Raw genomic sequence first — 15,528 nt, forward strand, 5'->3', positions numbered from 1 at the left:
TATAATTCGTGTGTCTTATATAGAAACATGGAATTTTTGAGACATTGTCTTCATCTAGGGAAAGGAATTCTGAAGACCTTTTCATTGCTGTTTTAGAGATAATGATTTCAAGGAATTTTGGGTAACCAAAGTAAACGAATCCACATAATGGATAATATTGTTTAATAAAAAGGAGCATTATCAAATGCAAGCAAATACATATTTAAAATACGGTTCAATCAAAGGCGAAACTACTGCCGAGTCTTTCAAAGATTTAATTACAGTTTTATCTTTAGATTGGAACGTTAGCCGTGAGATTAGTGCAGCGACTGGTACAGCAATGGACCGTGAATCTAGCTCTACTCGTCTAGGCGATGTGACTATTACTAAACTTCAAGATAAAGCATCTCCGGATCTTTTCAAAGAAGCAACTATTGGTAAAGGTCTACCTGCTATTTTCCATATCACTAAACAAGGTGATAAAGTTGAAGAAATCATGAAAATCGAACTTACAGATGCCATGATCTCTAGCTACTCAGTATCAGTTCAAAACGACCGTCCAATTGAAACAATCACTATCAGCTACACTGAAATGATGATGACTGTTACACCTACTGACGATCAAAACAACATCACTGCACCACTAGTATATGGTTACAGCGGTGTTAAAGGTCAACAAATGTAATATTTGTTACCCGATTGTAGCTCTGGGCTTATGCTCAGAGCTTTTTTTGATCTTCAGGATGGGAAAAGCAAGGAATGCAAAAAGCAACACAAGATAAAAACGTAATTCAAATTAGTACCCCTGTTGGTAAAGACGCCCTTTATTTAACACGCTTCGTTGCACAAGAAGCCATGTCAGATTTGTTTGTTATGTCGGCCAATATGTACACCATAGGCCAACAAATCGCACATGAAGATCTGGTTGGCAAACCGGTATCGATAAAGGTAAAAAATGCCGAGGGTGGGGGAGAGCGTTATTATCACGGTATTGTGAGCCAGCTTGTTTCTAACGGCAGCCGCACTGCGGACGTTGACGAACAAAAAAATTACATTGATTATCAAGCTACCATTGTGCCTTTTGCCGCTTCTATGCGTAATCGCAAGAACAGCCGCATTTTCCAAAAGAAAACAATAAAAGATATATTTGCTGATTTGTTTGGCCAACACAATGTGGCTTTTTCAGACAAAACCAGTAAAACCTACCCCAAATACGAATACTGTGTGCAATATCAAGAGTCAGATTTTGACTTTATCCAACGCTTATTACAAAGCGAAGGTATTTTTTACTTCTTTGAGCATACAAAAAGTAACCATACATTAGTTTTGGCAGATGATATCACTGCCTATGAAACATGTGGTGAGGCTAAAGTTGTTCATTCAACTGGCCATTTAAGCGAATCTCATGTTTCGCGTTGGCAAGGTGGATTAAGCTTAGCGCCAGGCAGCTTTAAGCGTTTAGGCTACGATTTTAAACAGCCGTCGCGTTACCCTGATGCAGAGCAAGCAAATGCCGAGTTACCCACGCAATCGGTATCAGAAATTTTTGAATATACAGCAGAGGCAGAGTGTCATCCTCGCGCGGCTAATTTGGCATCTGTACAATTAGAGTCACTACAAAGAGACATGAAGCTCTCAAGCGGGCGCAGTGACTGTCGCTCATTTTCTGTTGGTAAACTGTTTAGCTTCAAAAAACATGAAGACCCACGCCTTGAAGGTAAAACCTTTGCTATTACCTCGATGATGACATCGATTGTAGTACCAAACCAATCAGGCGCTTTACAATCATCAAGTGATGAAGTGTATTCTAATCACTTTGAATGTGTGCCAAAAGACATTCCATACAGAGCGCAAGTGAGTAAAAAGAAACCGGTTATTAACGGCGTGCAAACGGCGATTGTAACGGGTGATAGCGCCGATGAAATTATGATTGACCAATATGGCCGCGTAAAGGTGCAATTTGATTGGGATCGTGAAGGTAAAAAAGATTCTAAAAGTTCATGTTGGATCCGAGTTGCACAAAACTGGGCTGGCAAAAAGTGGGGCGCCTTTTTCTTCCCCCGCGTTGGTCAAGAAGTACTCGTCGACTTTATTAATGGCGACCCAGATCAACCTATTATAAGCGGTGCTGTTTATAACGCAGACTTAATGCCTCCGTACGCTTTACCGGGCGAAAAAACGCAAAGTGGTATAAAAACTCGCTCAACTAAAGAAGGTGGAGCAGATAATTTTAATGAACTGCGCTTTGAGGATAAAAAAGGTAGCGAGCTTGTGTATATGCAAGCCGAAAAAGATAAACAGCTTTACGTTAAAAACGATCAAAACGAAAAAATAGATAACGATCGTAATGTTGAAATTCTTAATAATGACAATCTTAACGTTACAAAAAACCGTATTGCGGAAATGGGTGAAAACGATACCTTAAAAGTAGGTAAAACACTTAATATTGAAGCGGGTGACGAAATAGTGATTAAAACAGGCTCTGCACAAATTAAAATGAGCAGTAGTGGCAATATCACTATTGAAGGAACAAACATTGATATTAAAGGCAGTAATGTAAAAGTAGATGGCAGTGCCATTACCTTATCTGCTGGTGTAATTAAGTTAAATTAATGATGGAAATAGTCAATAACTTTCAATCAGGGTTTAGAAATGGCATTGCAAATAACGGGCACGTTGTTTACTGCCGTTATGGTTTACCGCATTTAGTGTGTTTACCAATAAATAGGCCAGATGATCCATTACTAAGCCCTGCGTTAAGTCATTTAAAAGCAATGAATGGCTATTATGCACAGCAGTTTTTTATTCATTTAAGTGATTCACTTAATAGTGAAAATGTAATTTCAAATTTATATCAATATGCAACTCAAAGCACAGTGGCACTTGCTGATCACAGTAAAGATGAGCTAATTGAAGAAATTTCGCTATTAGTAACGACTAACAAGCTACTAGTTATTCCACTGTATGAATAGTCTTTCATAAACAAGCAAAGATACGACAAGGAGTCAAAATGGGTAAACCCGCTGCTACAATTGGTCATATGCATGTATGCCCTAAAGTGACCGCTAAAGTGCCACATGTGGGTGGACCTATAGTTGCCGGCTCTGGCAATGTGTTAATAGGTGGCATGCCCGCGGCGCGCAAAGGCGACATGATAGTGTGTATTGGCCCGCCAGATAGCGTAAAAACAGGCTCGGGGAGCGTTAAAATTAATGGCAAACCCGCGGCCAGAATGGGCGATGATAGTGGCCACGGCGGAAAAATCGTTGCGGGCAACCCAACTGTTTTAATTGGTGGTTAACTTTGCTAGCGACCTATTTAAGTGATCATCAAGCACAATTACTACAAATTAGTAACGCTCAATTGTGCCCGTTTACGTGTGTAGGTCATGTTCGCTATTTAAGAAAAACCCTATTAGAAAACTGTTGGGTAAACGCAAAAAACAATAATCAAAAAAATAACCTTGAATTGCCCACCACTGAGCAGCTAGTCGAAATAATCACTAATACCAAAAACGATGAATTAGTTGCCCAAGCATGTATTGAAGTCATGGCTAACTTGCCACAAAATAAAAATATTATATTTATAAATGAATTGCTTAATCAGCCAGCGCTGAGTGCTTTTTTTAAAATCATTATAAATAAAGTGGTTATTCAACAGCATAGCTTTAACTTAATTCGGCTATTAAATTTAAACACCTTGTTTTTTGCTTACAGTGCTGATGATGAAATTCCGCCGCAAACACTGGCAACTATAAATCAAATTACCAGCCTTGCGCAGCACCACGATAGACAGATATTAACGGCTATTTTTGATGCATTAACTGAGCAAGCGCATCTATCACCCTTAATGTCGTTATTTTTGTTGTCGTTAAATTTTGAGCAAGTAAATAGCTTAAGCAATCATGCTAGTAATACCTTATCGGTTGATCAAACATTGCATATTTTATTACAAAGCGGTTTTGTAAAACTGATTGTTTTAGCCAATTCTTTATTACAACAGGTAGAGCAACCCGCGTTAATTATTGCGCTAATAAGGCGCATGTTAGGTGATAAACTCGATCAGCTAGTGGAGTACGATATTCAACGACTTGCTTGGCAAGGCGATGAAAGCGCGTTAATAGATTTTCAGCAGCAGTTAAAACATAACTGGCCTAAATATGAAACCGCCATGTCGAGTTTACGATTGCTTGCAGGACACCCTCTTGATGAAGTGCCTAATGCCATTTATTTATCAGCCATGGATAGCTATAGCCAAGGGGTGTTTAACTTATATCGCTATTATCAACACCTCGCTGCCAATAAAGCTCAGGACGAGGTGGCATCATGAGTGCATTTTCAATAGAGATGGTATGCTTTTCTGCCCCAAATATTAGCAGCGTAGATGCATTATTATTTGACGATAACAGTGCTGTTTTTAATGAACTGCAATGGCAGTCTTGGGATGCCTGTGTTTACGATTGCATAATTAAATCTAAAGAATTAATGGCAGAAGTCACAGACAGCAAATTGCCGATGATCTGGTTACTACCAGCGTTATCATTTCAAGATGAGCTAAAACAGTTATTAACTCAGAGCTTACAACAGCTATACCCCAATCATAGCAATGAGCTTATTTTTCATGGTGCAACAGCCGCGCACTCTGCTATAGCCTTGGCCGATGAAAAAAAATGGCAAAAATTCAATGTAATTGCTTTAGATGCAACCTTTAAAGCAAATAAACAGCAGCAGTTTGTTTATCAAGGTGTAGGTGGCGCGTTAGCTCTAGTTGAAATGGTGCCTTGTGGGTGGTCGCAGGTAAGCCATGAAATTGCAGCATCTATTGATTTTAGCAAACATAATCAGCTAGCAGGTATGCTTACGCGATTAGCTGAACAAACAGAGAATAAGATAGATCTAATTTTTGCACCAGGAAATGGGGTAGATGATGATAGTTGGCTAAACAATTTACAGCTACTTACTAGCTTAATTGATGAGCACACATATTACGAACTACCCAATTATAAATTAGGGAAAATAGGCGCACTAGAAGGGTTGGTTAACTTGTACCAATTAACCACAAGCCCTGCAATTGTTGAGCATTTTAGTTATGCATTAATGCTTTCACAGGAGCAAGCTAAGCATCAAGGTGCAGCATCATACTTATGGATAAGTGAGGAAGTACACAGCTAATGCAAAGTAATACCGTTGTTTTACAGGGAATAAGTTACCCAATTTGCCTCGTCGCAGGTAAAGGTTCTGCGCCGTCGGGCTTTGTTGCTGTAGTAGCTAACACGCCGGAAAGTGCCAAAAATCAAATTGCGCAAGTAGGCAGTGCGCTTACAAGCGACGCAGCTAAACGTTTAGACGTTATTAACTTGCTTAACCTTGCAGGAGTAAGCTGTTCGCGCGGTGCGTCAGCACGTGAAACCGCAAGTGTATTAACCCAAGCTTTGGTTGCAGGTACTATTAGTTGTTATCACCAAAAAGCTAAGTCGGCCATTCAGGTAAGTGATAACACCAATAGCGGCGCAGCAGGTAAAAAGGCAAATAGTAAGAGCAGTTCAACAGCCTCAGGTAAAAGTGCCTCTCAAGCGCCGGCTAAAAACAGTGGCGGTGCAAGTAATAATACCCCAAGCGAAGAACCTATCACCCAACAAGAGTGTCGCTCTGATCCAGTTTCTATGCTTTCGGGTGAAGAAATACTGCCGCTTATTGATTTCACCTTAGCAGGCAGCAAACAATTAATTTGGCGACGCCTATACCGCTCATCGCATGCGGATGTATGCAGTGTGATGGGTAATGGTTGGCGACATGATTTTATGGTGCAGTTAACTGAGCACTATTTACCGCCACCTAAAGTAGGCCCAAAACAAAAGGGCACCTACTGGTTAGAATACCAAGATGAGCATGGCGCTAAACACCGCTTTGAAAAAGTAAAACCGGGGCAATCGAGCTATCAGTTAAGCAGTAATTTGGCGTTGCATTACCAAACTAATGGTAAGCAAGTATTGGTAACCCCAGATGATCAACACCTTACGTTTAAAGCCGGCGAGAACTCATGGTTGCTCGAAAAAGTTATTAATGAAAAAGGCCAAAGTATTGGTTTTTATTACGATGCGAAAGAGCGCTTGCATCGCGTTGAGGTAAATAAAGCGCGTGGCTGTATTTTAAAATATAACCCGCAAGGGTTGCTGGCAAACATTTCGGCTTATCGTACAGGTGATAACAACAAGCCAGTATTACTAACGCCGTTACTTGCGCAATATGATTATGATGAAAACAAAAACCTCGTTCGCGCGACCAATCAACAAGGTGAAACAGAGCATTATGGCTATAACGCCGCTAACTTATTAACCAAGCGTACCCGAGCCAGTGGTTTTAGCCATCATTTTGAATGGGACAGTTATTCATCAAGTGCTAAGTGTATAAAACAATGGGGCGATAACAACACCTATACATATCAGTTTGAATATAATTTAGACGCTGGTGAAACAACCTGTATAGACTCGCGTGGGCATAAAGAACACTTTGTACATAACGCGCAAGGTAAGTTAGTTAAGCACACCGACCCAAATGGTAATGTGTGGCAATACGGCTATAACGCACAAGGTCAAAAAATAACGGAAATAAAGCCAGATAACAGTGAAATAAAATACAGTTATACCCCTTATGGCCAGTTAGAATCAATAACGCAGCCAGATGGCAGTGTTACTAAATTTGCTTACAACCAATTAGGTCAGCGTGTATTAACCACCTTGCCTGATGGTCAAACCATTACCCGTAAATATAGCGTAGCGGGTTTACTGCAAAGTGAAACCTTTGGTGACGGTCGCACCATACTTTACAGCTATGACAAATTTGGACAGCTAACCCAGCACATAAATAAAAATGGTCAAGTCACTAAATTTGTATGGAACGAGCAAGGCGAGCTTTTAGCCAAACACCATAATGATGAGCTTATTCGTTATAGTTACGACAGTTTAGGCCGTGTAAATGCCACTATTAATAACGCAGGTTTGCTGACTCAATATAAATACAATGAGCACGGCCAGCTTGCGCAAACTATTGCCTTTGACGAAAAAGACCCTGAGAATAAACAGCATCAACATTTTAGTTACGATGATGCAGGGCGGTTAATTAGCTCGCAAAACAGTAAGGGTGATACCACCGAGCAACACTTTGAAGGGCTAAGCCAGCCACATTGTGTTATTCAGCCCGATGGCAGTGCACTGCATTTAACGTACGATAAAGAGCGTAACTTAACCGCCATTGAGCGCAGCGACGGCCATGTATACCGTATAAGCTATGACGCTAACGAAAACCCAACGCAAGTTACTGGATTTGACGGTACGCTACAGCAATATAAATACGATGCTTGCAACCGCTTAACGTCGGTCACACAAAGTGATAAACGCCATGTAAAAATAGAGCGTGATAAATTAGGCCGCGTGACTGCGCAGCATGCAAGTTTGGCAACCGACACTCACATCGTTAATAACGCCAATTACTATAGCTATAACCTGCAAGGTAAAATTACCCGTGCGCATAATGCACAATCAACCCTAAAGCAGCAGTTTGATAAAGGTGGGCGGTTACTGCGTGCTGAGCAAGTACATAATCAGCAACAAGCGCATACCCTAAAATACAGTTACGACGACTATGGCAGAAGGCAATCATTGACCTTGCCAGATTCAAGTACGCTTAAATATAGCTACAATAAATTTGGCCAGCTAAGTGCTATTCACTTACAGCAAGCCAATAGCAATGCAGTTGAACTTGCAGCGCTTAGCTACGACAGCCAAGGCAATATTCAAACGCAAAAGTTTGGTAATGATGTAACCCTTACCCAACAATTTGATGTATTTAACCGCTTAACACAGCAGCAGTTAACTCATCCTGCGCAAGCACTATTTGATACCTGTACGTACAATTACGACAGCGTAAACCAGTTGATTGCGCGTAAAGAGCAAGGCGTTAGCAGCCATAACATTAATTTTGAGTACAACAGCCTAGGCCAGTTAATTCAGCAAAATCTAGTAAGTTCTGAGAACACAAAAACTACCCAATACCAGTGGGACAGTTTTGGTAACCCAGTTAGCCAATCAAAAATTCAAAATAACGAGTTATCCGAACAACAAACTACTCAGCACAATGATGATAGCGATGCCATCAATAAGGTTGAAAGCAGTCAGTCAGAAAGCACACGTAATGTAATTCATAGTGAGTTCAGTGATTCAAGTACAGCAACCGCAGCCAGTGAGCTAAGCGAAGACGATGGAGTTATTAAAGGCTCTACAGACGCAGACCGTTTAACCCACTTTGGCGACAGCGACTTTCATTACGATGAATTTGGTAACCAAATACGCGAAACTGGCAAAGGCATAAAAACCCGTCGTGAATACAACGCGTTTAATCAGCTAAGTTGCTTTAATAACAACGGCACGCTTACTCAATACGACTACGACCCACTCGGGCGGCGTATCGCCAAGCACACCGAGCAGGGCAAAATTGATTACATTTGGGATAACGATCAGTTAATCGGCGAATACCAACACGGTGAATATACCTGGTATATCAACCTACCAAATCAATTTCACCCAGTGGCATTGGTTAAAAAAGGCGAAGTTTATTATTACCACTTAGACCAACTTAATACTCCACGCTTTGTGACAAATTACAAGGCAGGAGTGGTATGGGAAAACCAAGCCGATGTGTATGGTTATGAAGAGCTTGAAGCCGACGCTGACACTAATAAAGAAAACACCTTCACTCAGCCAATCCGCTTTCAAGGGCAGTATTTAGATGAAGAAAGCGGCTTACATTACAACCGTTACCGCTACTACAGCCCCAAACAACAACGCTTTATAAATCAAGACCCGATTGGATTAGTGGGTGGCATAAACCACTATCAATATGCGCCAAATCCGGTTAATTGGGTGGATCCGTTTGGGTTGAGTTGTAAAGAGAATACATGGAATACCTTTCAGAAAAATACTAAAGGACATTTTAAAAATAGTTCTGAAGCTTCAACCAGTTACCAGATGATGCAAGAAGTACAAAATATGAAAAATGGTGTTCGGCCAAAGCCCGCTAAATATCTTCCTCAGTCATATATTGATGCTCATATTCAGCAGTTTAATGGTGGAGCTTCACGATTTATGACAAAGTCCAATTTGGAAAAATATGGACCGGGGCAGCGTGATGGAACTTCATTTGTTATGCCTAATAGTGAAGCTGATGCATTGATGTTTCAAGCTGCTGGAGACCCCGGTGCGCTAGCTGAAGCAATAGGTTTACCTCGAGAGATGTTAGAGGGTAATGAATTAATGCGTGTTGATTTTGCGGATCCTGATAGTTTGGGGCTTAGAATGCCTTCAGGTAATGAAGCTGGTGCTAATGATCAATGGCTTGTTGGTGGAAGATTACCGGATGGTAGCTCTGAGGCTGTGATAGACGTTGGTGATATTCCGACAAGCAGGTTTAGTGTTAAGAACGTAAAAGATTAAGGGTAATATTATGAAATTTAAAGATTTATTTTTTTCTAAAGAAAAGTTTTTTTCGGTTGGTATTGAAGAAAGCTCTGGTGATTATTATGTGTCTATTCCGGTAAGTAATCGTAAAGTTGATTATGAAGAGTATTATCGTATAGATAAAAGTCTTTTTGATAGAAATGCATCTGATCTAAATCAATTAGAATTTGTTGCCGATGAATGTCGTAAACGATTGCGTGATAATGATCTTATAATTAAACCAGGTGCAGACCGAGGCGTGCCAATTTAGTTCGTTTTATAGTTTAGCAATAAGCCATGCTCATTTATGTCTAGATTATTTCCCAAGATAAAACGAAAGAAATAAAACAGGCACCCACTTTAAGACATAAGATCAATACGCTCTTTAACAATATGGATGTTTAAATGGCTTAGGCAATTTGCTTATGCTGGTGACTAACAGCAATATAAATACGATGCTTGTAATCGGTTAACCTCGGTTACACAAAGCGATAAACGCCATGTGAAAATAGAGCGCGATAAACTAGGGCGCGTGATTGCGCAGCATGCAAGTTTGGCAACCGATACTCACATCGTTAATAATGCCAATTACTACAACTATAACCTGCAAGGTAAAATTACTCGTGCGCACAATGCACAATCAACCTTAAAGCAGCAGTTTGATAAAGGCGGGCGGTTACTGCATGCTGAGCAAGTACATAATCAGCAACAAGCGCACACCTTAAAATACAGTTACGACGACTACGGCAGAAGGCAATCACTGACCTTGCCAGATTCAAGTACGCTTAAATATAGCTACAATAAATTTGGCCAATTGAGTGGCATTCACTTACAGCAAGGCAACAGCACGGCTGTTGAACTTGCAGCGCTTAGCTACGACAGCCAAGGCAATATTCAAACGCAACAATTTGGTAATGACATAACCCTTACCCAACAATTTGATGTTTTTAATCGCTTAACACAGCAGCAGTTAATTCATCCTGCGCAAGCACTATTTGATACCTGTACGTACAATTACGACAGCGTAAACCAGTTGATTGCGCGTAAAGAGGAAGGCGTTAGTAGTCATAACATTAATTTTGAGTACAACAGCCTTGGCCAGTTAATTCAACAAAATTTAGCCAGTGGTGAGAACACAAAAACTACCCAATACCAGTGGGATAGTTTTGGTAACCCAGTTAGCCAATCAAAAATTCAAAATAACGACTTAACAGAGCAGCAAACTACTCAGCACAATGATGATAGCGATGCCATCAATAAGGTTGAAAGCAGTCAGTCAGAAAGCACATGTAATGTAATTCATAGTGAATATAACGATTCAAATGCAGCAACCGCAGCCAATGATTTAAGTGATAATGATGATGTTATCACAGGCATCACTGATGCAGACCGTTTAACCCACTTTGGCGACAGCGACTTTCATTATGATGAGTTTGGTAACCAAATACGCGAAACCGGTAAAGGCATCAAAACCCGCCGTGAATACAACGCGTTTAACCAATTAAGCTGTTTTAATAATAACGGCACCCTTACTCAATACGACTACGACCCACTCGGACGTCGCATTGCCAAGCACACCGAGCAGGGCAAAATTGACTACATTTGGGATAACGACCAGCTAATTGGCGAATACCAACACGGTGAATATACCTGGTATATCAACCTACCAAATCAATTTCACCCAGTCGCGTTGATTAAAAAAGGTGAGGTGTTCTACTACCACCTAGACCAACTTAATACCCCACGCTTTGTTACCAATAACAAAGCAGAAGTCGTATGGGAAAACCAAGCCGATGCGTATGGCTACGAAGAACTAAAAACAGAGTCTGAGTTTAATAAAGAAAACAGCTTCACTCAGCCAATCCGCTTTCAAGGGCAGTATTTAGATGAAGAAAGCGGTTTACACTACAACCGCTACCGTTATTATAGCCCTAAACAACAGCGCTTTATAAATCAAGATCCTATTGGCTTAGTGGGTGGCATAAACCACTATCAATATGCACCGAATCCGGTGAATTGGGTAGATCCGTTTGGGCTGAGTTGTAAGGAGGGCGAGCAAGAAGAAACGCCTATTGCTGATACTATTAAGCAACGTAAACTCGTGGCTTTTGAGTTTTATAAATCGCAAGGCTTTAAGGAAGAAGATATTCCATCACATCTTACAGGAATTGATTTTGCTCACCCGGTAGAAAAAGTCATGATTGAGAGCGGTCAAGTCTTCTATCAGTTTCAATCACCCGGAGCACCACAAGGAAATTATTATTCAGATGATCCCAATATCACGCCAACTCAATTAGGCATAAGCCCTATGGGTACAAATAGAGCATTAAATAGTATAGAGCCTAAAATTAAAGGTGTTTATATTGCCCAAGAAGATACACCAGCCCTTAGAAGTAGAGCAAAAGCGGTTGATGACTTCTGGTCTGTTCGGGGGGAATCATATCCAACAGAAGGTGGTGGAACACAATATTTTACTGCTAATAAATTAGCTTTTAAAAAGAAGAGATAACTTAAATGAGCCGCTTGGAAACAATAGAAGAAGGTATATCTTTAACTGAAAAAAGGTTAAAAAACATTCCTGATTTTGATATTTATAAAAGCATTTTAAAACAACTACACTATTTACAGATGATATTGAACGGTTCTGAACCTGATCGAAGTAAATTGGAGAAAATAATTTTAGGGCATTTCGCAGTTCGTGAATTTGAAGAAAGTGACCCTGAATTTTCAGAAATATTAAAGAAGTGCCAAAATATCGCTTTTAAGTTAAGTATGGAGTAGTGAGAAAAGTTAGTAAGTTAGTACCTATTCCTGTCTCATTTGAAAAAATTAAAATACAGGATTACCCTAGTGAGGGTGAGGCTGACTATTCACACCTAGAGCCAGTTGTAGATTTTTTAATAGGGCATGGTAATAAGTCTGTTAATGAATATATTTGGGGCATCAATAGAACTGGTTATTTTTGCCATTTAGAGAAAGATATAAATTTTGATGAGCTAAGGAGAGTATTTAGCTTTCCTGATAGTATAAAAATAGATGAGGAAAAGAATACAATTGATTGCTTTAATACTTATACAGTAATAAAGACTGCTTAATCAAACAATCAATACTTTCATTTTAAACATAAGATAAAATGCTCTTTAACAACATAGAAGTTTTAAAGGTTTTGGCAATTTTGCTTAACTCTTTATGGCTATGCAGTCAAGGTAATATTCAAACGCAAAAGTTTGGTAATGACGTAACCCTTACCCAACAATTTAATGTATTTAACCGCTTAACGCAGCAACAGTTAACCCATCCTGCGCAAGCACTATTTGATACTTGTACGTACAATTACGATAGTGTAAACCAGCTGATTGCGCGTAAAGAGGAAGGCGTTAGTAGTCATAATATTAATTTTGAGTACAACAGCCTTGGGCAGTTAATTCAGCAAAATCTAGTAAGTTCTGAGAACACAAAAACCACCCAATACCAGTGGGATAGCTTTGGTAACCCTGTCAGCCAGTCAAGGGTACAAAATAACGAATTAACCGAGCAGCAAACTACTCAGCACAATGATGAGAGCGATGCTAGTGGCGCCAGCAATAAGGTTGAAAGCAGTCAGTCAGAAAGCACACGTAATGTAATTCATAGTGAGTATAACGATTCAAATGTAGCAACCGCAGCCAGTGAGCTAAGCGAAGACGATGGGGTTATTACAGGCATCACTGATGCCGACCGTTTAACTCACTTTGGCGACAGCGACTTTCATTACGATGAATTTGGTAACCAAATACGCGAAACCGGTAAAGGTATAAAAACCCGTCGTGAATACAACGCGTTTAATCAGCTTAGTTGTTTTAATAACAACGGTACGCTTACTCAATACGATTACGACCCACTCGGGCGGCGTATCGCCAAGCACACCGAGCAGGGCAAAATTGACTACATTTGGGATAACGACCAGTTAATTGGCGAATACCAACACGGTGAATATACTTGGTATATCAACCTGCCAAACCAATTTCACCCAGTCGCGCTGATTAAGCAAGGCGAGGTGTATTACTACCACCTAGACCAATTGAATACTCCGCGTTTTGTTACTAATAACAAAGCAGAAGTGGTATGGGAAAACCAAGCGGATGTGTATGGTTATGAAGAATCAGAGATAAGCAATACAAACACTGGACTTCCCAGCTTTCACTAGACAGTTTTTAACTCAGAATAGTACGCTTCTTCAAACTTAGCAGGTGAAACACCGCCTGTGTGTGAATGGCGCTTTTTTGGATTGTAAAACATTTCTATAAAATTGAATATCTCACCTTTCGCATCTTCGCGTGTCGAGTATATCTTACGCTTAACTATTCGCTTTTTAATTGTCGCAAAAAAGCTTTCAGCAACCGCATTATCATGACAGTTCCCAGCACGGCTCATCGACGGCACAAGATTATGTTCTTTCATAAATGCGAGATAGTCAGCGCTACCGTATTGACTACCTTGATCACTATGCACCATTACCTCAGCCTTCGGTTGACGTTGATATACAGCCATCAGCAGTGCGTTTATCACAAGGCGCTTATCCATATTTTTATCCATCGACCAACCCACAATACGCCTAGAGAATAAATCCATTACTGTTGCCACATTTAAAAAACCTTCATAAGTTCTTATATAAGTTATGTCGCTCACCCATGATTGATTCGGCGCAGGTGGGTTAAATTGACGCGCTAATAAGTTATCTGCAATCCGCGATGTCTTACCGACTTTAATATGGCGACGCTTATACCCAATTTGCGCTTTAAGCTTATGTTGTCGCATGATCTTAGCGACACGATTTACGCTGCACCGCTCACCGGCTTCACGCAAGTCTGCATGTATCCAAGGGCTACCATATGTGCCGCCACTGGCTACATAAAACGCTTTAATGAGCTTCAACAAGCGATTATCTTCAAGCGCTCTATTGCTTAAAGGCTTTTTCAACCACGCATAAAAACCACTGCGATGCAGCTTAAAAAGGCGGCACATCGTCGTAATGGAAAACTCACTTTGATGATCACGAATGAAGCCGTACTTTACTCGGGGTTGCTGGCAAAGTACCTTGCGGCCTTTTTTAAAATATCCCGTTCCTCCGTGACACGTTTCAATTGCGCTTCTAATTTAGCGATCTTTAATTTTTCATCGGATGGTTGAACGGATTTAGGTTTATCTGATAATTGGCTTCGCCAGTGATATAGCGTTTTAGTAGAAATATCTAACCGTTCAGCGACTTCTGCAACTGAATATCCGCGCTCAGTAACTTGTTTAACAGCCGCTTCTTTAAACTCTTGGGTAAAACGTTTGCCTTTGCTCATAAAACACCTCTTATTAGAAGTTACAATGTAACTTATTGGGTGTCTAGCAAACTATGGGAAGTCCAGATGGCGAAATGTGGACAGGAACAACGCCCAGCGGAATTAAAGTAAAAGGGTGGTTAGAACCAAAAACTACTGTTTATCCATTATATTAAGGTTTAATTATGAAAATAAGTTTTTCTTGGAAAAGAGATGTTGATTCTATTTATCCAGTTTGCTCTTCAATCACAGAGAATAACGATGGTAAAAATATCCTATCTAGTCTTCTCATGGATGATGGCGGATTACCATACAATGATACTATTGATTGGGTTGAGGAAGGTATAAAAAGATTAAATTCTGTTTTAACTAGTGAATGTGCCTCTTTTTACTGGGATCGCGAAAGGTGGGGAGCTGAATTTACAATTGAGAACGCACAAATTTATTCTTTACTTGATGATAGCTACTTTCAAGTTTTAACTACGCAACAGCTGAAAAACGCCCTTCTCGAATGGAAGTTATTTTTAGAATCGACCCCAAATATAGAAAATATAATTGAAGTAGATTTATAATTTTGAGATTTAGTAATTGAAATAATGAGGAAATATTTTATCTTTCTTAGAGTAACTATTGCATTTATAGAGAAGATAAGTAATCAAATGAAAAGAAAGTATTCTATTTATTTGATTACTTATTTATAAGTTTTATTCAAAATTGGACTGGTGTAATGATACCGTTTTTAAATTTTGA

13 protein-coding genes and 1 pseudogene are annotated in these 15,528 nt (G+C 39.9%); 13 read left to right on the forward strand and 1 reads right to left on the reverse strand.

Annotated elements, in window-relative coordinates:
* The first annotated feature begins 184 nt into the window (after positions 1 to 184).
* From AC0L7Q_RS18515 to AC0L7Q_RS18570, 12 genes and pseudogenes are all read left to right on the forward strand, one after another.
* Positions 185 to 664, forward strand: coding sequence for an Hcp family type VI secretion system effector (locus AC0L7Q_RS18515; protein WP_138605861.1), 480 nt, complete (start codon positions 185 to 187; stop codon positions 662 to 664).
* A 74-nt stretch (positions 665 to 738) separates the two neighbouring features.
* Positions 739 to 2,592, forward strand: coding sequence for a type VI secretion system tip protein TssI/VgrG (tssI, locus tag AC0L7Q_RS18520; protein ID WP_075170036.1), 1,854 nt, complete (start codon positions 739 to 741; stop codon positions 2,590 to 2,592).
* Positions 2,592 to 2,951 (forward strand): hypothetical protein, encoded by a 360-nt coding sequence (locus AC0L7Q_RS18525; RefSeq protein WP_054201386.1) that lies wholly within the window; start codon positions 2,592 to 2,594, stop codon positions 2,949 to 2,951. The genes tssI and AC0L7Q_RS18525 overlap by 1 nt, the downstream gene beginning before the upstream one ends.
* Positions 2,952 to 2,989: 38 nt before the next feature.
* Complete coding sequence (locus tag AC0L7Q_RS18530; RefSeq protein ID WP_413403563.1) at positions 2,990 to 3,280, forward strand: PAAR domain-containing protein; 291 nt, start codon at positions 2,990 to 2,992, stop codon at positions 3,278 to 3,280.
* Between the two features lie 2 nt (positions 3,281 to 3,282).
* Positions 3,283 to 4,308, forward strand: a complete 1,026-nt coding sequence (locus AC0L7Q_RS18535; protein WP_409425669.1) for a hypothetical protein — start codon at positions 3,283 to 3,285, stop codon at positions 4,306 to 4,308.
* Complete coding sequence (locus AC0L7Q_RS18540; RefSeq protein WP_409425670.1) at positions 4,305 to 5,150, forward strand: hypothetical protein; 846 nt, start codon at positions 4,305 to 4,307, stop codon at positions 5,148 to 5,150. The genes AC0L7Q_RS18535 and AC0L7Q_RS18540 overlap by 4 nt, the downstream gene beginning before the upstream one ends.
* Positions 5,150 to 9,466 (forward strand): RHS repeat-associated core domain-containing protein, encoded by a 4,317-nt coding sequence (locus AC0L7Q_RS18545; protein ID WP_413403566.1) that lies wholly within the window; start codon positions 5,150 to 5,152, stop codon positions 9,464 to 9,466. Before AC0L7Q_RS18540 ends, AC0L7Q_RS18545 begins: the two co-directional genes overlap by 1 nt.
* A gap of 10 nt (positions 9,467 to 9,476) precedes the next feature.
* A complete protein-coding gene (locus AC0L7Q_RS18550; RefSeq protein ID WP_301562866.1) occupies positions 9,477 to 9,740 on the forward strand; it encodes a hypothetical protein in 264 nt (87 codons plus the stop codon).
* Between the two features lie 231 nt (positions 9,741 to 9,971).
* Positions 9,972 to 11,978 carry a polymorphic toxin type 46 domain-containing protein gene (locus tag AC0L7Q_RS18555; RefSeq protein ID WP_413403568.1) on the forward strand — a complete coding sequence of 669 codons (2,007 nt, stop codon included), beginning with the start codon at positions 9,972 to 9,974 and terminating at the stop codon, positions 11,976 to 11,978.
* A 5-nt stretch (positions 11,979 to 11,983) separates the two neighbouring features.
* Entirely contained in the window at positions 11,984 to 12,250 is a 267-nt protein-coding gene (locus tag AC0L7Q_RS18560; protein ID WP_169021075.1) for an immunity protein Tsi6 family protein, read from the forward strand.
* Positions 12,250 to 12,564, forward strand: coding sequence for a hypothetical protein (locus AC0L7Q_RS18565; RefSeq protein WP_409425674.1), 315 nt, complete (start codon positions 12,250 to 12,252; stop codon positions 12,562 to 12,564). The genes AC0L7Q_RS18560 and AC0L7Q_RS18565 overlap by 1 nt, the downstream gene beginning before the upstream one ends.
* A gap of 98 nt (positions 12,565 to 12,662) precedes the next feature.
* Positions 12,663 to 13,631 (forward strand): annotated as a pseudogene (locus AC0L7Q_RS18570) (RHS domain-containing protein); the annotation flags it as partial.
* 20 nt (positions 13,632 to 13,651) lie between these two features.
* Here the strand turns inward: AC0L7Q_RS18570 and AC0L7Q_RS18575 are convergent.
* Positions 13,652 to 14,799 (reverse strand): IS3 family transposase gene (locus tag AC0L7Q_RS18575; protein ID WP_409425675.1). Its coding sequence is split into 2 segments (ribosomal slippage): positions 13,652 to 14,562 and positions 14,562 to 14,799, totalling 1,149 coding nucleotides; the frame shifts between segments, so codons are not numbered across the junction.
* A 164-nt stretch (positions 14,800 to 14,963) separates the two neighbouring features.
* Between AC0L7Q_RS18575 and AC0L7Q_RS18580 the strand changes: the two genes are divergently transcribed.
* Complete coding sequence (locus AC0L7Q_RS18580; protein WP_409425676.1) at positions 14,964 to 15,350, forward strand: hypothetical protein; 387 nt, start codon at positions 14,964 to 14,966, stop codon at positions 15,348 to 15,350.
* The last annotated feature ends 178 nt before the right edge of the window (positions 15,351 to 15,528 follow it).

Source organism: Pseudoalteromonas sp. KJ63-1, assembly GCF_055808145.1.

Excerpts from the sequence above, each read along its gene's own strand:
- AC0L7Q_RS18515 (WP_138605861.1), top strand. The coding sequence starts at position 185 with ATGCAAGCAAATACATATTTAAAATACGGTTCAATCAAAGGCGAAACT.
- tssI (WP_075170036.1), top strand. The coding sequence starts at position 739 with ATGCAAAAAGCAACACAAGATAAAAACGTAATTCAAATTAGTACCCCT.
- AC0L7Q_RS18525 (WP_054201386.1), top strand. The coding sequence starts at position 2,592 with ATGATGGAAATAGTCAATAACTTTCAATCAGGGTTTAGAAATGGCATT.
- AC0L7Q_RS18530 (WP_413403563.1), top strand. The coding sequence starts at position 2,990 with ATGGGTAAACCCGCTGCTACAATTGGTCATATGCATGTATGCCCTAAA.
- AC0L7Q_RS18540 (WP_409425670.1), top strand. The coding sequence starts at position 4,305 with ATGAGTGCATTTTCAATAGAGATGGTATGCTTTTCTGCCCCAAATATT.
- AC0L7Q_RS18545 (WP_413403566.1), top strand. The coding sequence starts at position 5,150 with ATGCAAAGTAATACCGTTGTTTTACAGGGAATAAGTTACCCAATTTGC.
- AC0L7Q_RS18550 (WP_301562866.1), top strand. The coding sequence starts at position 9,477 with ATGAAATTTAAAGATTTATTTTTTTCTAAAGAAAAGTTTTTTTCGGTT.
- AC0L7Q_RS18560 (WP_169021075.1), top strand. The coding sequence starts at position 11,984 with ATGAGCCGCTTGGAAACAATAGAAGAAGGTATATCTTTAACTGAAAAA.
- AC0L7Q_RS18580 (WP_409425676.1), top strand. The coding sequence starts at position 14,964 with ATGAAAATAAGTTTTTCTTGGAAAAGAGATGTTGATTCTATTTATCCA.